This window comes from Sorangium sp. So ce281 (assembly GCF_051527395.1).
GTDB lineage: Bacteria > Myxococcota_A > Polyangia > Polyangiales > Polyangiaceae > Sorangium > Sorangium cellulosum_B.
Genome location: NZ_CP150322.1, coordinates 8,215,207 through 8,235,540, shown reverse-complemented (window position 1 = coordinate 8,235,540; position 20,334 = coordinate 8,215,207). Strand labels below are relative to the sequence as shown.

The 20,334-nt window shown below is 71.1% G+C and carries 17 protein-coding genes and 1 other RNA gene; 6 read left to right on the top strand and 12 right to left on the bottom strand.

Annotated elements, in window-relative coordinates; translation table 11 throughout:
• Positions 1-523: 523 nt before the first annotated feature.
• On the bottom strand, positions 524-931 hold the full coding sequence (locus WMF27_RS31255; protein ID WP_437765217.1) for a hypothetical protein: 408 nt from the start codon (positions 929-931) through the stop codon (positions 524-526).
• 18 nt (positions 932-949) lie between these two features.
• Between WMF27_RS31255 and WMF27_RS31250 the strand changes: the two genes are divergently transcribed.
• On the top strand, positions 950-1,099 hold the full coding sequence (locus tag WMF27_RS31250) for a hypothetical protein (RefSeq protein WP_437765218.1): 150 nt from the start codon (positions 950-952) through the stop codon (positions 1,097-1,099).
• A 265-nt stretch (positions 1,100-1,364) separates the two neighbouring features.
• Here the strand turns inward: WMF27_RS31250 and WMF27_RS31245 are convergent, their stop codons facing one another.
• The 4 genes from WMF27_RS31245 to ssrA all read right to left on the bottom strand — a co-directional run bounded on the left by WMF27_RS31245 (position 1,365) and on the right by ssrA (position 3,525).
• Complete coding sequence (locus WMF27_RS31245; protein ID WP_437765219.1) at positions 1,365-1,871, bottom strand: DUF1801 domain-containing protein; 507 nt, start codon at positions 1,869-1,871, stop codon at positions 1,365-1,367.
• 606 nt (positions 1,872-2,477) lie between these two features.
• A complete protein-coding gene (locus WMF27_RS31240) occupies positions 2,478-2,852 on the bottom strand; it encodes a DUF5615 family PIN-like protein (RefSeq protein WP_437765220.1) in 375 nt (124 codons plus the stop codon).
• Complete coding sequence (locus tag WMF27_RS31235) at positions 2,849-3,088, bottom strand: DUF433 domain-containing protein (protein WP_437765221.1); 240 nt, start codon at positions 3,086-3,088, stop codon at positions 2,849-2,851. The genes WMF27_RS31240 and WMF27_RS31235 overlap by 4 nt, the downstream gene beginning before the upstream one ends.
• A 92-nt stretch (positions 3,089-3,180) precedes the next feature.
• Positions 3,181-3,525, bottom strand: a transfer-messenger RNA (tmRNA) gene (ssrA, locus tag WMF27_RS31230).
• A 379-nt stretch (positions 3,526-3,904) separates the two neighbouring features.
• Here ssrA and WMF27_RS31225 point away from each other — a divergent pair.
• On the top strand, positions 3,905-4,195 hold the full coding sequence (locus WMF27_RS31225) for an oxidative damage protection protein (RefSeq protein ID WP_012238889.1): 291 nt from the start codon (positions 3,905-3,907) through the stop codon (positions 4,193-4,195).
• A 206-nt stretch (positions 4,196-4,401) separates the two neighbouring features.
• On the opposite strand, the gene WMF27_RS31220 is transcribed toward WMF27_RS31225, so the two are convergent.
• Positions 4,402-5,184 carry a hypothetical protein gene (locus WMF27_RS31220; RefSeq protein ID WP_437943215.1) on the bottom strand — a complete coding sequence of 261 codons (783 nt, stop codon included), beginning with the start codon at positions 5,182-5,184 and terminating at the stop codon, positions 4,402-4,404.
• A 348-nt stretch (positions 5,185-5,532) separates the two neighbouring features.
• Here WMF27_RS31220 and WMF27_RS31215 point away from each other — a divergent pair, with 348 nt between their 5' ends.
• Both WMF27_RS31215 and WMF27_RS31210 read left to right on the top strand, forming a co-directional pair.
• Positions 5,533-6,597, top strand: coding sequence for an esterase/lipase family protein (locus tag WMF27_RS31215; RefSeq protein WP_437765222.1), 1,065 nt, complete (start codon positions 5,533-5,535; stop codon positions 6,595-6,597).
• Positions 6,598-6,683: 86 nt separating this feature from the next.
• Positions 6,684-8,459 (top strand): hypothetical protein, encoded by a 1,776-nt coding sequence (locus tag WMF27_RS31210; protein WP_437943214.1) that lies wholly within the window; start codon positions 6,684-6,686, stop codon positions 8,457-8,459.
• A 169-nt stretch (positions 8,460-8,628) separates the two neighbouring features.
• On the opposite strand, the gene WMF27_RS31205 is transcribed toward WMF27_RS31210, so the two are convergent.
• Complete coding sequence (locus WMF27_RS31205; protein ID WP_437943213.1) at positions 8,629-10,119, bottom strand: BamA/TamA family outer membrane protein; 1,491 nt, start codon at positions 10,117-10,119, stop codon at positions 8,629-8,631.
• Between the two features lie 256 nt (positions 10,120-10,375).
• On the opposite strand from WMF27_RS31205, the gene WMF27_RS31200 reads away from it, so the two are divergent.
• Complete coding sequence (locus WMF27_RS31200) at positions 10,376-11,992, top strand: NTP/NDP exchange transporter (RefSeq protein WP_437943212.1); 1,617 nt, start codon at positions 10,376-10,378, stop codon at positions 11,990-11,992.
• 2 nt (positions 11,993-11,994) lie between these two features.
• Here the strand turns inward: WMF27_RS31200 and WMF27_RS31195 are convergent, their stop codons facing one another.
• The 5 genes from WMF27_RS31195 to WMF27_RS31175 all read right to left on the bottom strand — a co-directional run bounded on the left by WMF27_RS31195 (position 11,995) and on the right by WMF27_RS31175 (position 17,530).
• Positions 11,995-13,443, bottom strand: a complete 1,449-nt coding sequence (locus WMF27_RS31195) for a GDSL-type esterase/lipase family protein (RefSeq protein WP_437943211.1) — start codon at positions 13,441-13,443, stop codon at positions 11,995-11,997.
• Between the two features lie 180 nt (positions 13,444-13,623).
• Positions 13,624-15,135 (bottom strand): FHA domain-containing protein, encoded by a 1,512-nt coding sequence (locus tag WMF27_RS31190; protein ID WP_437943210.1) that lies wholly within the window; start codon positions 15,133-15,135, stop codon positions 13,624-13,626.
• Between the two features lie 306 nt (positions 15,136-15,441).
• Positions 15,442-16,128: a TIGR00266 family protein gene (locus WMF27_RS31185; protein ID WP_437765228.1), complete on the bottom strand. Its 687-nt coding sequence runs from the start codon at positions 16,126-16,128 to the stop codon at positions 15,442-15,444.
• A 17-nt stretch (positions 16,129-16,145) separates the two neighbouring features.
• Positions 16,146-16,814 carry a TIGR00266 family protein gene (locus tag WMF27_RS31180; protein WP_437765229.1) on the bottom strand — a complete coding sequence of 223 codons (669 nt, stop codon included), beginning with the start codon at positions 16,812-16,814 and terminating at the stop codon, positions 16,146-16,148.
• A gap of 20 nt (positions 16,815-16,834) precedes the next feature.
• Positions 16,835-17,530 carry a TIGR00266 family protein gene (locus WMF27_RS31175; RefSeq protein ID WP_437765230.1) on the bottom strand — a complete coding sequence of 232 codons (696 nt, stop codon included), beginning with the start codon at positions 17,528-17,530 and terminating at the stop codon, positions 16,835-16,837.
• 159 nt (positions 17,531-17,689) lie between these two features.
• Between WMF27_RS31175 and WMF27_RS31170 the strand changes: the two genes are divergently transcribed.
• Positions 17,690-20,275 carry a protein kinase domain-containing protein gene (locus WMF27_RS31170; protein ID WP_437943209.1) on the top strand — a complete coding sequence of 862 codons (2,586 nt, stop codon included), beginning with the start codon at positions 17,690-17,692 and terminating at the stop codon, positions 20,273-20,275.
• Positions 20,276-20,334 lie beyond the last annotated feature (59 nt).

Below are 20,334 nucleotides of genomic sequence, written 5' to 3'. Positions count from 1 at the left end.
TGCGGACGACGCGGCCGAGTCCGAACCCCGAAGCTCCGTCGCCACGACGCTCACCAGGATGCGGATGGTCGCGCACGACGCGACGGTTCCGGGCGGCTCTTCCATCGCCATGCGCGCCCTGCCGGGGGTGACGGTGGACGTGCGCCTGAGCGAGATCGTCGCCGGTGACGGCGCGGATGGGGCCGCTGGCGCTGACGGAAGCGCCGAATCAGCACGGGAGGGCGCACCAGGGAACCCGGGAGCCGTGGCGTGCTCTGCGGACGTCGTGACGGGAGGGGCGCGGGTCACCACCGCATGTGACGACGGCGTTTCCTCAGGCGGGATGGGCGGCGTCGGTACCAAGGGCGATGGTAGCGACGGCGAAAGTGGCGACCCTGTGCCAGTCACCAACCCGATGGCGTACGGCTTGGGTGGAACTGGGCAAGACGTCATGTCCTGCACAGATGGAACGCGCGGCTTGGTGGGGGATGACGGCGCGAACGGTAACGGTGCGTCAGGGCAGGGGAGGCTCACAGACACAGGGCTAGAAGGCAGCGCTGGCGAGGATGGCCAGACGGGGCAGCATGGCTACGGCGGCGGCGGTGGGGGCGGCTCGCGCGGCGGAGCCATGTTCTGCGGCACAGGAGCGGCACAGGGCGGCGCTTCGGGCGGTTCCGGCGGTGCTGGCGGCTGCGGCGGCAAGCCCGGCAAGGGCGGCGGTCCAGGTGGATCCAGCATTGGGATTCTGTCTTACCACGCCAGCGTCCACGTGAGTAAAACCAGCATCAACACGGGTCGGGGCGGCAATGGCGGGCGAGGCGGAAAGGGCCAGTACGGCGGCGTCGGTGGGTACGGCGGCACTGGCGGAGGCAACAGGGCCGGGTCGCAGCCAGGCTGCCGTGGTGGTGATGGCGGGAAAGGCGGCAACGGCGGTCGGGGCGGTGGAGGCCACGGAGGACACTCTCTTGCCGTGGCACATACCGCCGACCTGGGCCCCAACGTCGAGCCCGACTCTCCTATCAAGTTCGGCATCCCTGGTGACGGTGGAGGCGCCGGCGATCTGAACGCGAACCCGGGCAAACCCGGCGCCGCAGCTGTCTCGATGGGCTTCCAAGACTAGGGGCTTCCAAGACTGGGCCAATGGCATCCCCAGCATGTCGGCGGCGTTTACCTCCGCGCCGCGCCGAAAGGACCGTCGCCGGTCACGATCCCGCCAGAGGCGATCCTCGCCGAGAGCGGGCTGATCTCCGAAACGTCCCTCCACGTGCAACTGGCCAACGCCTCGCGGCTCAGCCGCGGGGACGTGCGTAGCGCGGCACCGTCGGCCTGCAGCCGCTTGTTAGGCCGCCGTCTAACACCAACGCGATCGACATCCATCTTCGGGCCTACCGCTTCTTCCCCCCGACACCGGGCACGGCCGCGACCTGAATCATCCATGCCGCGATTTGGCGTTCGTCGAGGTCGTCCACTGATTTAAGCTCCACGCCCCGAGTAGATTTGCCCATCGCTACCGGCGTCACTGGCGGTACCGGCTGGAGCGCTGCACCGTTCACGAACATCAGCTTGACGTGGTCGGCGAATCCGCCGCAACAGAAACACCAGCCGTCGCCGACGCCATAGTACGACATGCCCCATTTCACGGAGCGCTGCAGGCCGGGAAGCGTCCTGGCCGCAAGAGCATCGACGCGTTCCGCGATGCTGCGCTGCGGCTGCGGCAGACTGGCGATGTATGCGAGGACCGGCTTGTCGCCGACCGCAGCCTTTGCGGGGCTTGCCTTGCCGGTCACCATGGATTCCGGCAGAGTCGTAGCAGCCTTGCCTGTTGCCGCAGTGCGCTTGGCCGGCTTCCGGCCTGTGAGCTTGGAAGTCTTGTCAGTCTTAGGGGCGGGCATGTCGGTTGCCTGTACCGCAGAAGTGTGTCGGCCTAACGTCGCAATCAGTTGCGTCGCAGGGCCTAGCGGCCGGTTATAGCATGTAGGCGGCGAGGCGCCGCGGCCAATCTCCGTATTCCCGCGAATAGGTCGCGACGCTCTGCGGCATATCTGCGTATTCCCGTGAATAGGCAGCGACTTCCGCGACCTATCTGCGCATCTCCGAAGATAGGCTGCCGCTGCGGAGACCCGGCGAGGGGGGGATCGGCAACCCCGCGGATCCTGCTACCGTCATGCTTGGAGTCCAGAACGTTCGCGAAGATTGACAACGAGACGTCCGTCTCGTTGTCAGAAACCCGGATGGTGCAACGCGGTTGTCGCCGATGCTGAATATCGATCGCTCTTTTGGTGCCGAGCGCGTAAGCTCGGCGGACGAGTAAGGCGCCGCCCGCGGGGGCTGGTAACATCCCGGGCGGAGTGGCCGAACCCCGATCATGCGAGGTTCGACATATCCGTTGTATACTTATGCCCCCTGGTGGGCCAAGGAACCGAGCTGCCTTCAGGGCGGGCCCATCGTCCGTCCGCTTCCTGTTCCGTAGAGTGGCCAGCCGGCCTACGGCTCTCCCTCTACTGCGGCTCCTGCTGCGGCGTGTACACGCGAACCCTGCCCCGCTGGATGATCCAGAGCTTCCCCTCGATGCTGGACTGGGCCAAGGCGTCGATGAGCGTGAGCACCGAATCGGTCAGGTCCTTGGGGCTCGGCCTTGGGGGGAGTCGCAGCACGGCGATGCCGGGGTAGTCGGCAGGTCTGAACCGAACCGGGTTGCTGAAGTCGAGGTCGAGCGTGACCAGGCACCGGCCCTCAGCCTTGCAGACATCGATCACGGTCGGGTCCGAGGCGGAGCACAGCCCCTGCTCGGGCACGGTAGCGACATCGTGCCCGGCTTTTCGGAACAGGTCGGCCGCTCGCCTACCGAGGTTCTCGTCAAGCTTGAACTTCATGCATCCTGTGGCACCCCGACGTCGGCGAACCGCGCCATCTCGGCGCCGTAGGCGATGCAGGCGAGGACGTCGGCCTCCTCGATCCCGTACTCGGCCATCACCTCCTGGACGGACATGCCGCTGGCAAGGAAGTCGAGGACGAGCGACACCCAGATCCGGTGCCCGCGGATGCAGGCCCGGCCGAAGCAGACGTTCGGGTCGATGGAGATCCGGTCCAGCAGCTCGTCGCGGTTCATCGCGGCACCACGGGGAAGGATGTCCCCGGAAGTCGTCAGGTCACACGCAGGTCACACAAAAAGCAGAAGACACGGCTCTCGCCGTGTCTTCTCGGTGGAGGCGCCGGGAATCGAACCCGGGTCCGCAAGGCATCCAGTCTACCTTCGTTCACGTGCGTAGTCGCCATGCGCCGGCGACGGCGTTCGTAGATTCGGCTGCGACCTATCCCTCACTGAATCTCGGCCGCGTTATCGAGGGCGTCCTCACGCGACCCAGCCCTGTGGTTGACACCCTTAGAGTACTAGGACGACCTTCTCCTCGGATGGCTTAGCGGTTATTAGGCCGCGACAGCGTATGCGTTGTCGTTCGCACTTGTAACGTCCCGCTTGATAGGCGGAGCAGGAGCCGCCAGCACGCAGACAGACCTTCAGTCCCCACGTCGAAGCCGATCGCCCCCTCGTGGTTCGTTCAGACGGACCGAATATTGCTAGAAACCGTGCCGCCGTCAACCCTTCGGTGTCAGATCGTTCCGTCGCTGACGCCGTCGCGGACGGCGCCGTGCGCCGGCCGGGGCCGATTCGTCCGACTCTTCCATCTTTCCTGCCTCCTGCTGCCTCCTGCTGCCTCCACGCGCCTCCGCCGGCCTTGCCCGGCTCCAGCTGCCCCAACCTGGTGCCGTCCGCTCGCCCGCCTGGTCTGGTCGGGCCGCTACCTGGTCGCCCCCCCCCCCCGTGGTCGCCCCCCCTCGCTGACCTCGCCTGCGCGCCTGCCGCTCTCGACGGCTCCTCGCAGCTCGGCTAAGAAGCCCGCGAAAAGGAAAAGGAGTCGGGCAACTTATGGCGAGGATGGTCCAGTGCGTGAAGCTCGGCCGTGAGGCGGAGGGGCTGGAGAAGCCGCCGCTGAAGGGCGAGCTGGGCAAGCGGATTTTCGACAACGTCTCGAAGGAGGCGTGGCGGATGTGGCTCGAGCACTCGAAGATGCTCATCAACGAGTACCGCCTCGACCTCATCTCCGAGGCCGGCCAGCGGATCTGGATGACCGAGCTCGACAAGTACTTCTTCACCGGCGGGGACGAGGCCGCGCAGCTCCCGCCCGACTACGTCGCGCCCAAGGACAAGCCGGAGTAGCTGATCGCGACCGCGGTCCCCCCGCGACCGCAGTCCCGCCGCCCTCCATCGGCCCGGCGGCGCTCCCGCCCACCCCATCCGGGAGCGCCCCGGCCCGCTCGCCGCGTGCCGCTCGGCTCGCTCGGCCCGTTCGGCCGCCTGGCCTCGCCCTCCGTCTCCCTCCGCTCACCTCCGCTCGCCCTCACCCCCGCCTCGCCCGCCGCCCCTCAGGGCAGCGGCCCCGGCGCCGGCAGCGCTCCGCCGTTGCGCACGTACGCGATCAGCGCCGCCGCCATCTGCTTGTCGACCTTCTCGCACTTCGCGGTGACCGCCCCCATCGTCGCGCCCTTGCACTCCCTCTTCCGCTCGATGATGAGCTTGCCCGTCTTCTCGTCGGCCAGGAACGCGTCGCGCGTCTTCTGATCGAGGCTCTTCCACGGGATCGCCGCGAACTTCGGCTTCGGCGGCACGTGCTGCCGGACCTCCTCCGCCATCAGCGTGGCGCACGTCCCGTCCCATCGCAGGACCTCGTATCCGCCGCCGGCGCCGCTCACGACCATGCCCCCGGTCTCCGGCTCCCGGTGATAGAGGATCAGCACCTCCTCATCGAAGACCAGCTTGTCGTTCGAGGACGACCCGCCAGAGGCGTTCACCGCTTCGGTGTCCCGCGTCAGGTACCCGCGCGTGAACGGCGACCCCTTCGCGAACAGGGTGAGCGCCACGTCCGGGTGGAACCCGCTGCAGAGCCGCTTCACGAACGCCACCGGCGGCAAACACTCGTTGCCCCGCTGCTCGCACGTCGTCGGGATCTGCCGTGACGCCTCGGCCGCCGCGTCCTCCTCCTTCTTCCCACCTTCACCCTCCGCCGCCTCACCCTCCTTCGCGGCCGGCGCCGCAGCAGCCACCTCGGCCTCCGCACGATCCGGCTCCGACGGAGGAGGCGCCGCGCCACCGCAAGCGGCCAGGGTACCCACCAGGACAAGCGCAAACGAGCTCTGGACAGATCGCATGGCCCACGAACCTACCGGAGCCGGCCCGCCCCTCCGCATGGAAAAATAACGCCGGTCCGCGACGCAATGCGCCAGCACGGCGTCAAAACACGCGCTGCATTGGCAGAAGGCCCGCCGCTGCCCGCGACGCAATGCGCTGCACGCCTCGAATGGTTCAAATTTCCGACAGCGCTTGACATCAGCATCCCATCAGCAGAGTCTGAGCTGATTCCGGCAGGAGGTGGTCGTGCTGGATCTTTCTTCGTAAGCATCCTCGTCATCGCCTGTTGGTGGTTCGCGTAAGTGCAAGTCTCACACGGGGGCTCGTCAATGCGACAGTGGGTGATCGCTGGTCTCGTAGGGTGTGCGATGGTCGTCTCCTGTGCGCTCCTCGCGGGCTGCAGCGCGGCCGGGGAGCAGTTCGATCCGCCGGCGAGCACCGGTGACGTGCTCACGGGCGCGGGCGGCGGCTCCGCCTCGGGCGTCTGGACGAGCTCGTCGGGCTCGCCGGGCGACCCGGGCGAAGCCGGCGGCGGCTGGCCGTCAGGGAAGCTCGGCCCGCCGTATCCCATCGTGTTCGCTCACGGCTTCTTCGGATTCGAGGACTTCGCGGGCGCGGGATACGTCAGCTACTTCTACAACGTCAAAGAGACCCTCGCCGAGAGCGGCGAGACGATCTTCACGCCTGCCGTCGACCCCTTCAACAGCTCCGAGGTCCGCGGCGCGCAGCTGCTCGCGCGGATCGAGCAGATCCTGGACGCGACAGGCCACGAGAAGGTGAACATCATCGCCCACTCGCAGGGGGGGCTCGACGCGCGCGTTGTCGCGCACGACAGGCCCGATCTCGTCGCCTCCATCGTCACCGTCGCCACACCCCACCTGGGCTCGAAGGTCGCCGACGTGGCGCTCGAGCTCGTCGCCCACGAGCGCCTGCAGGACATCCTGGACGATCTCATCAACGCGATCGGCGCGCCGCTCTACGATCAGATAGGCAACGAGACGAGCGTCTTCGCGGCGCTCGAGCAGTTCTCGACGCCGGGCATCGCGGAGTTCAACGCGAGGTTCACCGATTCCCCCGGGGTGTTCTATGCCTCCTTCGGCGGGCGGACGAACCGCGCGCGCGGCGGCAGGGACTGCGCGACGCTCACCCCCGCGCCCTTCGTCGCGCAGTTCGACGACGGGCTCGATCCGGTCCACCCGCTGCTGTCGCTGACCGAGACCCTCCTCGACGGCGGCATCGGCGAGTCGTTCCCGAACGACGGCCTGGTGCGCGCGCGGGACGCGCGGTGGGGGGACTTCTGGGGCTGTATCCCGGCCGACCATTTCGACGAGATAGGCCAGCTCTTCGGACAGAGTCCGGGCGACGGGAACCCCTGGCTCTATATCGACTTCTACCGCTCCGTGATCGCGCGGCTCCGGCAAGAAGGCTTCTGACGAGCCCGCGCTCACCCGCGCTCACCCGCGCTCGATTCATCGAAAACCGCCCCGAGCGGCGCCCTCTCCACTACCATCACCCGCCGATGCCCAAGGCGCCGCTCACCTGCTCGCTCCCGCTGCTCGCCCTGCTCAGCGCGGCGTGCAGCGGCGACGTGCGCCGGTTCCCCCTGCGCGATCCGGTCTGGCGCGACGCCGACCTGAGCCCCGTCTCGCTGCCCTGCCGGCCCGATCCCGAGGCGCCCAGCGACGATCCGCAGCACCGCCTCTGCTCGCCCGCGCCCTACGAGTCCTCGTTCGCGTGGGACGCCGCCGACAACCTCGTCTTCCGCCCGGTGACGCGGTTCTTCGCCGTGGATCCGGGGGGCGAGGCGGCCAACGTGAACAGCGTCGACGAGGTGCCGGACTCCAGCTGGTTCACGAACCGGATCGGCAAGCGGCCGCTCTCCGTCGAGGAGCTGGTGCGCGGGCCGTGCGGCGACAGGACGCTGGATCCCGAGGCGCCGGACGGGTCCTGGGTCATCGACATGGGCAAGCCGAACGGCGCGAACCCCGGCTTCCGGATCAAGGTCGAGGGCGTCGGCAAGTTCATGCTCAAGGCCGACCCCTCGGACCAGCCCGAGCGGGCCACCGGCGCGACCGCCATCGCGGCGCGCCTCTACCACGCCGCCGGCTTCTGGGCGCCGTGCGACAGCGTGGTCTACCTGAAGCCGTCGATCCTGAAGCTGTCGCCCGGGCTCACCGTGACCGACAACAGCGGCGTCGCCAGGCCCTTCGATCAGGCGGCGCTCGACGGCGTGCTCGCCAAGGCCTCGAAGCGCGGCGACCGGGTCCGCATGGTCGCCTCGCGCTGGCTCCCGGGCCGCGCCCTCGGCCCGTTCAGGTACGAGGGGACGCGGGAGGACGACCCGAACGACGTCATCCCGCACGAGGACCGGCGCGACCTGCGCGGGGGGCGCCTGCTCGCCGCCTGGCTCAACCACTTCGACTCGCGCGAGCAGAACTCGATGGATGTCTGGCTCGCCGAGGACCCGGAGGACAAGGACGCGTCGCCGGGCCACGTGCGCCACTACACCATCGATCTCGGCGACTGCTTCGGCAGCGAGTGGGAGTGGGAGGAGATCTCGAAGCGCCTCGGCCACGCCTTCTACTTCGACGCCGGGTACGCGCTCCTCGACCTCGTGACGCTCGGCATCCCCGAGCGGCCCTGGGACCGGGCGAGCCACGATCCGCAGGGCGACATCTTCGGCTTCTTCAGCGATCGCGATTTCCGGCCGGAAGCCTGGCGCGGCGGCTACCCCAACCCGGCCTTCGGGCGGATGACCGAGCTCGACGGCGCCTGGGCCGCCCGGACGCTCGCGCGCTTCACGCCGGAGCTCGTCGAGGCCGCCGTGCGGACCGGCGACTTCACGGCGCCGCGCCACACCGCCTTCCTGATCGGCAAGCTCCTCTCGCGACAGCGCGCGATCATGGCGCGGTACCTGACGCGCCTGTCGCCCATCGCCGACGTGGCCCTGGCCTCGCCGGCGGCGCTGTGCGGCGTCGATCTCGCGCGGCGCACCGGCGTCGCGCGCCCGCAAGACCTCCGCTACGAGGCCGCGATGTACACCGGCGAGGCGCTCGCCCTGCGCGCCAGGCCGGTCGTGCGCCCCTCGCCGGACGGCCGCGTGTGCCTCTCGCTCCCCCACATCGCCGCGGACGGCGGCGCGCCCGACGACGCGCCCTCGCGCTACGCCATCGTCGATGTCCTGAACGGGCAGGCGCCCGGTCCGCTGCGCGCCCACCTCTACGACCTCGGCCCGCGCCGCGGCTACAAGCTTGTCGGCATCGAGCGCCCCGACGACGCCGAGCCGCCCGACTGAGGTCCTCACCCTGAGAAATCCTTCATTTGGGGTGAGAAATTGAACAGGGAGGCATGGAGACGGGGAGATTTTTGGGATTTTACTCCCCGTCTCCCCGCCTCCCTGTGAATTTCCCTGAAAAGTTCGAGGGGATGCTTCAGGTCCCCGCAGGACATTCGCAGCCGCTCGATCAAAAGCCGTGGGTCGCGCCCACCATGAACCGCAGCTCCTGCAGGCCGGCTCCCTGCTCGAAGGTCTCCGTCGCCGAGCCAATCAGGACATCGATGGAGTGGTCTCGCTCACCGCTCGTGCGCAGGCCGAGCACGAACGACATGCGGAGCAGGTCGAGATCGAAATCGCGGAGGTGCTCGCCGAACACGTTGCCCGCGGCGACCTGCACCGTGCCATCGACGAACGCCCAGACAGGATAACGGTACTCGAGCGTCGCCGCGGCGGCGCTCCGGCCGCGGAGGCGCCCTTCGCGGAAACCCCGCATCGGCGCGTCGCCGCCGAGCTCGGCGAGCTCGGTGAAGGGGACCTCCGCGGCGCCGAGCGGGTCGGCGAACGCCGCCGAGAGGACGAGGCTCACGATGCGGTCGTGCCCGGTGAGATCGACGAACCCGCCCAGCGAGCCGCCGTAGCGGATCCACCGGCTCTCCAGCGGCCGCTCCAGGTCGGCGGCGTGCTCTCCGGACAGCTCCAGCCGGACGCCGTGGCCCCGCGCCGGGCGCGGCAGGCGCGAGTCGAGGCCGGCACGGCCCCCGATCCGGTAGGCCGTGGTTCCCGTGTCGTACGACGGCGGCATCGGATAATGGCCGCGCGCGACCCGGAAGCCGACCGTCGGCTTGCAGCAGATGTCGTGGAAGTCGACGGTCTTCGCGCCGGTGGTCGCCTCGACGAAGCTGAACGCGCCGAAATCGGCGTGGAGCGTCGCGGTCCCCTCGACGCTGCGGGCGTTGTAGCGGGCCCAGCTGCGCTCCAGCGAGCGCGGGCCGATCCCGGAAAACAGCCAGTCAGGCCGGGTGTCCGCCTCGCCGCGGAGCTTCAGGTGAGCGCGCCCGCCGAGGGGGATCCTGTCGGCGATCGTGAGCCTCCACCAGTCGACCCCGCCGGTCGCGGCGTGGACGCGGAGCTCGTTGCCGGGGACGAACAGGTCATCATAGAAGAAGTAAACGCCGACGCTCGCGCGAAAGCCGAAGTCGAGGAGCGCCGTCGGGACGACGCCGATGCTGTTGTTCGGCCCGAAGGTGAAGATGTCCTTGAGCTCCTTGATCCACTCGCCCTGCTCCGCCGCGACGGTGAGAACGCCGAGCGGCCGCCGGACCAGGTACTCGCTGGCGAGGTAAGCGGGGAAGAGCACGACGCGCGGCACCCAGAGCAGCGCGTCGCCGGTGCTCGTCGCCTCGTCCGGGCGACCGTCGTAGTCCGGCACAGGGCGCTTCGCGCTGGGCGAAAGCGGCGCCGCGGCGGGAGGCCGTGGCGGCGTAGCAGGCTCTGCCGGCGGCGCCTCGCGCGCCGGCAGAGCCCCCGGGACCATGGGCGGCGGCGCGCCAGCCCCCGCCTGAGGCGCGGCCTGTGCCTCGGCGCACAGCGACAGCGCGGCGCAGCCCGCGAGCGCGGCCGCGCGCCGCCGGAAGGCCGTGCCGAGCGCGCGCGTCGGTCCCTCCTCGTTGGTGCCCAATCCGCCTCGCCTCTCGCACGGAAACACGTCGCGGCGCGGGAGCATAGCGGAGTTCCCGACCCGAGAGACGCCTGTCTGCGCGGCGCGCCTGTCGAGCGTCCACGCGACGGCGCGCCACGCGACGGTGCGGCGGTTCACACGCCCCGCGGCGAGAGGGAGGTTGCCGGCCGGGACCAGGCTCGATAGCCTCCCGCGTTCGGCATCGGTCCTGTGCCGGTGCCGCCAGAACAGCGGTATTCCGGGCATGGAGCGGCGGGTGGCGAGCACAGGCGAGAGCGAGACACGGGCCCGGGGCGTGCTTCACAGGCTCCTTGCGATCTTCGCCGAGGTGAAGCCGCGCGAGGTCTTCAGCGTCCTCGTCCTCACGCTGAACGTGTTCCTCCTGCTCACGGGCTATTACCTCCTCAAGGTGGTCCGCGAGCCGCTGATCCTCGCGGGCGGCGGGCTCGAGATCGGCGGGCGGCGGCTCGACCTCGACGGCGCCGAGGTGAAGGCCTACGCGGCGGCGGGCCAGGCGCTCCTCCTCGTGGGCGTGGTCCGCGCCTATGGCGCCCTGGCCCGGCGCTTCGGGCGCATGCAGCTCACCACGGCGCTCACGCTCTTCTTCGCCGCGAACCTCGTCCTCTTCTTCCTCCTCGCGCGCCTCGGCGTCCCCCTCGGGGTGCCCTTCTATCTTTGGGTGGGCTGCTTCAACCTCACCGTGATCGCGCAGTTCTGGTCCTTCGCCAACGATGTTTACACGCCCGAGCAGGGCAAGCGGCTCTTCGCCATCGTCGGCATCGGGAGCTCGCTCGGCGCCATGTTCGGCGCGCAGATCGCGAAGCGCGTCTACGTGCCGATCGGCCCCTACAACATGATGCTCCTCGCGGCGGGTGTGCTGCTCGCCTGCCTGGGGCTCACCTACCTCGTCCACCGCGACGACCTCGCGGGCTCGAAGGGCGCCGCGGACAAGGCCGACGCGCCGCCCGGGGGCGCGGCGGGCGGCTTCAAGATCATCGCGGGTGACCGCTATCTGCTCCTCATCGCCGGCCTGACGCTCGTCCTCAACTGGGTGAACTCGACAGGCGAGTACATCCTCGATCGCACCCTGATCGAGTCCGCCACGAGCGCGCTCGACCCGGGGAGCGAGCAGCGCGGCGCGCCGGACGCGGACCCCGCCGGCGCGGCCCCGGGCGCGCCGCTCGCGGCGGGCGCGCCGGTCTACCTCGTCGATCCACAGGCGTCGCGCCTGCTCGAAGGGACGATCACCGCCGTCGAGGGCGGCGCGTTCGACGTCGAGGCAGGCGGCAAGCTCGTCGAGGGCGCCGGGGCGGGGCTCGTCCACCCGCGCACCGAGAAGGGGAAAAAGGCGGCGCTCGGCGCGATCATCGGGACCTTCAAGGGTGATTTCTTTTACTGGGTCAACACGTTCGGCGTCGTCCTGCAGCTCTTCTTCGTCTCCCGCATCTTCAAGTACCTCGGCGTGCGATTCGCCCTGTTCATCCTCCCGGCCATCGCTCTGCTCGGCTACGCGTCCCTCGCCGTCCTGCCGGCGCTCGCCGTCGTGCGCGTCGCGAAGATCGCCGAGAACAGCGCCGATTACTCCATCCAGAACACAGCGCGGCAGGCGCTCTTCCTGCCGGTCGGCCGCGACGCCAAGTACAGCGCCAAGGCGGCCATCGACACCTTCGTCGTCCGCGCGGGCGACGTGCTCGCCGCCGTAGGGGTGATCGCCGGCCAGGTGCTCGCGCTCTCCACACGCCACTTCGCGATGGTCAATATCGCCCTCGCGCTCGTGTGGCTCGGCGTCGTGGCCGGCATCGCCCGGGAGCACAGGCGGCGCGCCGCGGACGAGCCGGCGGCGCCGAAGTCCGACGACCTCGAGGCCGCGTAGCCTCAGGGCCGCGCGGCGTTCGCCTTCCAGCCCTCGTAGGCGTCCATCAAGGCCAGGTACAGCCAGCGGCCGATGACCTCGGCCCCCGCGCCCGACGGGTGCGCGAGATCGGCGCCGCCGAGCCCGCGCCGGACCCAGATCCCCATCGAGCCCGAGCCGCCCATCGCGCCGAAGGTGTCGAAGTAGCCGCAGCCGACCTGCCCGGCCACCCTGCGCTGGATCGCCGCGAGCTTCGGGATCACCGGGCGGCTCCGGTACACCTCGCCCTTCTTGTCGGCGCGGTCCATCGGGCCCACGAGCAGGCACGACGACCCGGGCAGCGCCGCCGTCACCTGCTCGAGCACCGCCTTCATCGTCGACTCGTATTGATCGAGCGGGAACAGCTCGCCGTCCTCGCTCTCGTTCATGCCGTAGTGGAACACCGTCAAGGACGGGCTCCGCGCGCGCAGCTGCTCGGCGAAATGGGCGTCGTCGCTCTTGTCGAGGAAGCGGATGCGGCAGCCCTGGATGCCGATGGCGTCGAGCACCACCCCCGGCGTGTCCCGCTCCATCCACACGCCGAACGCCCGCACCCCCGGGCTGTGCGCCCGCACCTCGATGGAGTGCGGCCCGTCCGGGACCTCGTAGGTCGCGATCGCCGAGCCGGCCGCGTCGGCGCGCGTGTCGATCATCTCGCGGCTCTCGCCGTCGATCTTGACCTCCATCCGCCCGCCCTCGGGGTGCTTCAGGTAATCGACGGCGAACCGCGAGACCGCGCGCCCGTAGGTCCCGGACTCCGCGGTGGCGAACCGCGAGAACACCCCCGCGCCCTGCGAGCGGAACGACACGCCGCCGAGCCCGTAGAGCCCGTCCTTGGCGAACGGGCCCACCACGCGGCTCACCTGCCAGCCTGGGCCGGCGAAGCGGACGACGTCGTTGTGGAAATATCCCGGCCAGGCGTTCGCCATCAGCATGAACCCGTGGCCGGCGTCCCCGAACCGCTTCTGCAGCTTGCGCCGCAGCGTCGCCGTCACGAAGTCGCTCGCCACGATGGAGTCGCCGAAGTAGGTGATGCGCGCGATCGACTGCGGCGCCTTGCGCTCCACCGCCGCGAGCGCGCGGAAGAACGGCGTCATCGCCTTGCCGCTCGGGTCCTCGATCGGCCGCGGCGGCTTGCCCTCGGAGGCGACCGCCGCCGGCATGAGCTCGGCGGCCGCGGCCGGCAGCGCGACCTCCTCGGGCTGGCGCAGCTCGGCCTGCTCGGTGGTCTCGGTGACGAGCGTCGTCTCGCCGACCGACGCCACCGGCGCCGGCGTCGGGACCACGACGAGCCCCTCCCCCTCGGGCAGCGGCGTGAGCACCCGCAGCCGCGACAGGCTCGGGTGCGCGTAGGGGACGAGCACGAGCAGGGCGAGCGTCGCCATCGCCCGGGCAGCCGGCGAGGCGAGCCCGTTCCGCGCCGGCGAGCTCACGGTCACGGAGCCTCCATCGCGCCCAGCCGGAGGCCCATCACGCCCGCCCGGCGCGGGCGCCTCGTGGACGTGCGGGACGCGCGCCTCGCGGGCATCCGGCGCGTGGACGGCCGGCTCGTGAGCCCTGGTGCTGCTCCTGGAGGTCATCGACGCACGTGGGAAAGAAGGATGAAGCGGCGGCTACAGGCCCTTCTTGTCGAGCTTGTCCAGGGCCGCCGTCGCCTTGTCGCGGCAGACCGCGTCGCCCTGGTGGATGCAGATCGCGCGCAGCAGCTTGATCTCGCTGGCCGACGCCTTCCCGTTCCAGACCTTGGGCTCGAGCGCCCGCCGCTGCGCGGGGTACGAGCTCGAGTCGAGGCCAGAGCTCGCCGGCGCGGCGCCCGAGGCCGAGGGCGCCGGCGCCGAGGCCGAAGGCGCGGGCACAGGCGCAGGCGCAGGCGCGGGGTGCGGCAGCCAGGGCGCCGGCGAGCCGGCGTGCTGCGGCACCGGCTCCGGCTCCGGCTCCGGCGGCGCCTCCGGGTCGACCTGCCGCCGCACCTCGGCCACCCGCGCGCGGAGGGCCGTCGGGACGCCCGTCGTCTTCGCGATCTCGTTGAGCAACGCGAGCTTGTCCTCCTTGGTCGCGGCCTGCTCGACCTGCCGGAACATCCCCTCCGCCCAGCGCTCCTCGATCTCCTTGAAGCGCGGCGTCTCCCGGACAGGCGACGTCTCGGCGATCTCCTGCAGCTTCCGGTGCGCGGCGTCGATGTCCCCCGAGCGGAGGTGCTCCTGCGCCGCGTCGAGCATCTTCGCGTCGTCGCCCGCCGGCGCCGCCACCACGGGCCTCACGTCCGGCTCGGGCGTCGTGGACCCGTGCGACCGGGCGCGCGTGGCCACGATCACGGCGATGACGACGAGCAAGGCGACCGCGAGCAGGAGCCCCATCGCCTTGCTCGCCCCGCCGAGCGAGCGGGACGACTGCGCGGAGGGGGCCACGCTCCCGTAGGCGCCCGGCGCCACGCCCGGCCCGCCGTCCGGCCCCGCGCGAAAGATCTTGCCGGCAGCGACGAAGCGGAGGCGGACGTCGCCGAGCTCGAGCGCGTCGCCCGCCTCGAGCAGGCCCCGCTTGAGCTCGACGCCGTTGATGCGCACGCCGTTCGCGCTCTGCTTGTCGACGACCTCGTAGCGGCCGCTGCCGAGGCTGATGAGCTCGGCGTGCAGGCGGCTCACGGAGCTGTGGTTGATCGAGATGGTCGCGTCCTCGGAGCGCCCGATCGTGAAGCGCTCGCCGTCGAGCGGGAACTCCGCGCCGGGGGTCGGGCCGACGACCATGACGAGCCGGTTCGGGCGGGTGTGGAGCGGCAGGTGCGCCGTGCTGCGGCTGCCCGGCGGCGGCGTCGGGCTCGTCACGGCGGACGAGAGCGCCTCATCGACGATCTCGATGCGGTAGTCGCCGAGCTGCACGAGGTCGCCGTGGCGCAGGTGCTGCTCGCCGTTGACGCGCCCGCCGTTGACGTACGTGCCGTTGTAGCTGTCGAGATCCCGGATGACCCAGCCCTGGCCGTTCTTGGCCAGCGTGGCGTGGGTGCGCGAGACGTTGCGATCGGTCAGCCGGATCGAGTTCGACTCTCCGCGTCCGAGCGCGTACTCCTCATGGGCGAGGGGGAGCCCCGTCTGTTTCCCCTCGTCATCCTCGATCGTCAGCTTCCACATAGCGGGTTCGGGGTACTCGGGCGGGGCCAGGCTCGCCCCGCGAGCCCCGGTGGATCCGTGGCACCCACCGCTCGCCGTGCGAGCCTCCTCAGCGAGGCGGGACTACTTTAGCGAGTCCGCCTCCGGGAAGGCAATGACGGCGCGCCGGCCCATGGCGGACGGCCGGGACCGCGCCGTCGCCAGCGCCGAAATCCACGAGCGCGTCTCGGAGCGTCGCGCGCGCCGGGCAACCACCGGGCGGGCCAGGCAGGCCGCCCGCCGGCGCGGCGATCCAGGAAGGCCTGGTCGGACCGCCGGCGGCACGAGCTAGTGGCCTCCGCCCACGGGCCGGAACGGATGGAGGAACGCCGAGAGCGCCCCCGGGTTCCGGGTCTGCAGCCAGAGCCTCCCGTGCCCCTGGAACTCGCAGACGAGCCCCTCGCCGGACAGGAACAGGCCCTTCAGGCCGGCCAGCTTGCGCACCTGGTACCTCAGGCCCTCGGTGAACGCGAGCAGATGGGTGTTGTCGCAGAGATATCCCTCGTGCTGGCGGCCGACGTCGATCGCGTGGATACCGCCGTAGCTCGAGAACCAGATCAGCCCTTCGCCATACGCCCGGAGCAGCGACAGGCCGCCGGCGAAGAAGCCCTTGGCCCCCTGCCACGTCGTGTCGAGCGTGATGCCGGGCGTGGAGGCGAGATAGGCGCCCGACTGGAGGAACACCTCCATGCCCGAGCGCAGCACGAGGCGCTCGATCGAGCCCTCGGGGGCCGGCGCGAGCCGCATCGACTGCATGGGCGCCGTCGCCGTGAAGGTGCTCTGGAAGAGGCTCTCTCCGGCCGTCATCCTGCGCTTGAGCGCGCTGGCGAGCCCGCCCTGCAGGCTGGTCTTCATGTCGATGGCCGCGTCGCGCGCGACCATCGCGCCGCTCTCCGCCACGATCTGCTCGCCGGCGTGCTCGAAGGTCACGTGGAGCACGCCGAACTCGGGGTTGCCTCGGATCTCGTCGCGCACGCCGTCCCCCCCGATCTCTAGGGCTGCCGCGGGGCGAGCCGCGCGCCGATCGCCGCGCCGTACCTGCCGGCGTTGCGCGACTGGACCCACAGGCTGCCGCTCCCCTCCACGTGGCAGACGAGGCCCTCGCCCGAGAGCCACGTGCCGAGCCACGTCGACGTGCTCTTGCCGATCCGGCAGGCGAGCGTCGACTCCCACGCTGCGATGTGCCCCGTGTCGATGACGACGTGGCCTCTCACCTCGAGCTCCTCGAGCGCGCCGAACGCGCCGATGATCATCCGCCCCTGCCCCGCCGTCTCCAGCGCGAAGAGCCCCGCCCCCGAGAAGAAGCCGCGCAGGCCGGACGAGCGCGTCCTCACCTCGACATCGGGGCTGGACGCGACATAGGCGCTGCTCTGGACGCACCATTGCCGGTCGCCCACCTCCAGCACGGCCATGTCCCCGGACAGCGGTGTCGCGAACAGCACCTCTCCGCGCCCGCCCTCCGCGGCGAACGCGTTCCTGTAGAAGGACTCTCCGGCCAGCATCCGCTTCAGGCCCGACATGATGCCGCCCGACTGCGTCTCCACGCGCACGTTCGTCGACATGCCCACGAGCGCGCCGCTCTCGGCGAACACGCGCTCGCCCGGGTCGAGCCAGCACTGCGCGAGGGCCTGGGAGGGACGGTAGAGGAGATTCACCTGCATCGGACGTCTCCGCCGCTCCCTCAGGGCGGGAGCAGCGGCGCGAGCCACCCCACGAGCGCGCCGGCGCTGCGCGACTGGATCAGCACGCGGCCGCGGCCCGAGAGCTCGCACACCACGCCTTCGCCAGAGACCATGAGGCCCATGAGCCCGCCGCCAGGGCTCCTGATCGTGAGCGCGAGCGACGCGTCGAACCCGACGAGGTGCCCGCTGTCCACGACGAGCGAGCCGTCGCAGGGGAGCTCCTCGATCGCCCCGTAGCTCGTGATCCAGAGATCCCCGACGCCGGAGGCCTCGATGAAGAAGACGCCCTCCCGGGCGAGGATGGCGCGCAGCCCACCCCAGCGCACCTTGACGTCGACGTCGCCCGCGCTCGCGAGGTACGAGCCCGCGCCGAAGAGCACCGTCTCTCCCTGGAGGCGCACGTGCTTGATGCCGCCGCTGAGCGGCGGGGCGAGCCACACCCACCCGCCCTCCGGCGCCTCGATCCGGTTCACGAAGAACGTCTCGCCCCCCGCGAGCTTCCGGAGCAGCGCGACGAAGAACGCCTTGAGCCGCCCGAGGAGCCCGGCCCCGCGGCCCGCGTTGAGCCGGACCTCCGTCCGCAGGCTCGGCGACCGCGCGACCATCGCGCCCGCCTCCGCGAGCAGCGCCTCGCCCGGATCGAGGCTCACCTCCAGCAGGGAGGACGACGGCTCATGCTTGGTGCGATGCTGCATTCGTCCACCCGCGGAGCGCGTACATATAACGGAGCGACGCCAGGAGCGGAAGCGGGAAGAAGGTATGTCGAGGTGAGCAGGACGCGGCGAATTTCATGTTTTCTGTCCGGTGGTTCGCACGCGCTGACTTCTCCCCTTCAGCGTGGGTAGACTGAGCGGGTGAGCGACAGGCGACTTACGGCCTCCGAGCCGACGCCCCGCAGCGAGCCGAGCCATGGGTCTGGCTTCGTCGCGGCGCCTCAGCGCATCGCCGGGCGCTACGAGATCCTCGGCCTGCTCGGCAGCGGCGGCATGGGCAGCGTGTACCGCGTCCGCGACGTGGAGCTCGACGAGGTGGTCGCCCTCAAGATGCTCCGTCGTGATCTCGCTGACTCCGCCGGCATGCTCGAGCGCTTCCGGCAAGAGGTGAAGCTCGCGCGCCGCGTCACGCACAGGAACGTGGCGCGGACGTTCGACTTCGGCGACCACGACGGCGAGAAGTTCCTCACGATGGAGTGCGTCGAGGGCGAGTCGCTGCACAGCGTTCTCGCGCGGACGGGCCCGATGCCGTCGCAGCAGGCCATCGGCATCGGCTGCTCGCTCTGCGACGGGCTCGGCGCCGCGCACGCGGCGGGCATCGTGCACCGCGACCTCAAGCCCGAGAACGTCCTCATCGACAGGAACGGGCGCGTCGTCATCACCGATTTCGGCATCGCGCGCACCTCGTCCGGGCCGAGCGCCGGCGAGTCGCAGGGCTTCGTGCTCGGCTCCCCCGCGTACATGTCGCCGGAGCAGCTGACCGGCGAGCCCGACCTCGACGCCCGCACCGACATCTACGCGCTCGGCATGATCCTCTTCGAGTGCCTCACCCACCGGCGCGCGTGGCCGGGCGCCGGCGCGATCGCGGCCGCCATGTCCAGGCTCAAGTCCCCGCCGCCCGACCCGCGCTCCGTCCGTCCGGACGTGCCCCTCCCCGTCGTGGACGTCGTCCTGAGGTGCATGGCGATCCGCCGTGAGGACCGCTACGCCAGCGCGGCCGAGGCCCACCGCGCGCTCCTGCTCGCGCGCTCGCGCCTGTCGATCGCCCCGCAGCCGGCCCAGTCGCTCGTGTCCGCCATCGCCGCGTCCTCCGCCATGGCCGCGCCGACGGCGCCGCAGCCGATCGAGCAGAACCCGACCCGGGTCGCCGCGTCGCCGCCGGTCGAGGCGGTGACGGCGCCGCAGCGGCGCCTCAACTCGCCCACGCTGGCGGCGCCCGCGCCCGCGTCGGCGCCCACGCCCGCGCCCACGCCGACGTCGTCGCTGAAGACGGTCGCCGTGCTCCCGTTTCGCAACGTCGGCGCGCCGGACGACGAGTACCTCGCCGACGGCTTCACCGAGGACCTCACCGACACCCTGTCGATGACCGCCGGCCTCAAGGTCCGGCCGCGCGCAGCGGTCTCCCGGGTGCGGCTCGACGGCCGCGATCCCAGGGATGTCGGCCGCGAGCTCGGCGTGCAGGTCGTCGTCGAGGGATCGATCCGCCGCACCGGCGGCGGCGGCTACGCCCCGGATGGGCCGCGCTCGCAGCCCTCCGCGCCGTACTCGCGGCCGGCGTCGCGCGTGCCGCCCGGCGGCGTGCGCGTCACCGTGCGCGTCATCGGCGTCGAGGACGGGTTCCAGCTCTGGGCGAAGCGGTTCGACAGCTCGCCCGAGGCGCTGCTCACGGTGAGCGACGACGCGGCGAGCGCGATCGCCGCGGCGCTCACCGTCGACGCCGCCAGCCGCGAGCGAGAGTCGCCGAGCGACCCGCGCGCGATCGACCTGTACCTGCGCGCGCGCCACCAGATGCGGCGCCTCTGGTACGGGGACGCCGCGCCGGCCGTGGCGCTGTTCGAGGAGGCGCTGTCGTTCTCCCCGAACGATCCGAGCATCCTGTCCGGTTACGCGATCGCCTTCGCGCGGCTGATGGGCGCCCGGGGCGAAGGCGCGGCGCAGTTCGCGAAGGCGCAGCAGGCCGCCGAGCGGGCGATCGCGCTGGCCCCCACGCTCGGCGAGCCGTGGGTGGCCCTCGCCACGGTCCGCTTCAGCGCGGGCGATCCGGTCGGCGCCGTCCCGGCGCTGCGCAAGGCGCTCCAGTGCGCGCCGAGCCTGGCCAAGGCGCACGAGCTGCTCGGCCGCATCCTCCTCGAGGCGGGGCTCGTCGACGAGGCGATGTTCCGGCTCGACACGGCGCTGGCGCTCGATCCGAGCGAGCCGTTCCCGCGCTGGGAGCTGGCGCGCGGCCGCGCGCTGCTCGGCGACTGGCCGGCGGCCGGCGTGCTGCTCGACCTGCCGGCGGAGGACCCGTCGAGCCGCTTTCACAAGGCGGTGATGCGCGCCCGCTTCGGGCTGTGGCGCGGCGCCGCGTTCCCCATCGACGATCTCTCGCTCGCGACGGAGACCATCCCGATCCAGTACGCGCGCATCTACCGCGACGTGCTCGCGACGTCGCGGCTCTCGGACGAGCAGCGGGCGTTGCTGAGCGCGAAGGCGGACAGCTCCGAGCCGGGCAGCCGCCTGCGCCCGCTCTTCTTCCAGATGTACGCCGAGATCCTCGCCTTCCTCGGCGAGGACGACGCGCTCTTCCGCGTGCTCGCCGGCGCGGTGGACGCAGGGCTCTTCGACGCCTTCTGGATGCAGCGCTGCGCGGTGCTCGACCGCGCGCGCGCGGACGCGCGCTTCGCCCCCCTCCGCGTGCGCGTCGAGGAGCGGGCCGCGGCGATCATCGCCGCGTTCCGGGGCTGAGCGCCGCGGCGTCGCGGCGCGCGTCTCGGCGCGCGGGGCCTGCGAGCTCCTCGCGCGCC

Excerpts from the sequence above, each read along its gene's own strand:
- WMF27_RS31245 (WP_437765219.1), bottom strand. The coding sequence starts at position 1,871 with ATGCCCGCCCCTAAGACTGACAAGACTTCCAAGCTCACAGGCCGGAAG.
- WMF27_RS31240 (WP_437765220.1), bottom strand. The coding sequence starts at position 2,852 with ATGAAGTTCAAGCTTGACGAGAACCTCGGTAGGCGAGCGGCCGACCTG.
- WMF27_RS31235 (WP_437765221.1), bottom strand. The coding sequence starts at position 3,088 with ATGAACCGCGACGAGCTGCTGGACCGGATCTCCATCGACCCGAACGTC.
- WMF27_RS31225 (WP_012238889.1), top strand. The coding sequence starts at position 3,905 with ATGGCGAGGATGGTCCAGTGCGTGAAGCTCGGCCGTGAGGCGGAGGGG.
- WMF27_RS31220 (WP_437943215.1), bottom strand. The coding sequence starts at position 5,184 with ATGCGATCTGTCCAGAGCTCGTTTGCGCTTGTCCTGGTGGGTACCCTG.
- WMF27_RS31215 (WP_437765222.1), top strand. The coding sequence starts at position 5,533 with ATGGTCGTCTCCTGTGCGCTCCTCGCGGGCTGCAGCGCGGCCGGGGAG.
- WMF27_RS31210 (WP_437943214.1), top strand. The coding sequence starts at position 6,684 with ATGCCCAAGGCGCCGCTCACCTGCTCGCTCCCGCTGCTCGCCCTGCTC.
- WMF27_RS31190 (WP_437943210.1), bottom strand. The coding sequence starts at position 15,135 with ATGTGGAAGCTGACGATCGAGGATGACGAGGGGAAACAGACGGGGCTC.
- WMF27_RS31180 (WP_437765229.1), bottom strand. The coding sequence starts at position 16,814 with ATGCAGGTGAATCTCCTCTACCGTCCCTCCCAGGCCCTCGCGCAGTGC.
- WMF27_RS31175 (WP_437765230.1), bottom strand. The coding sequence starts at position 17,530 with ATGCAGCATCGCACCAAGCATGAGCCGTCGTCCTCCCTGCTGGAGGTG.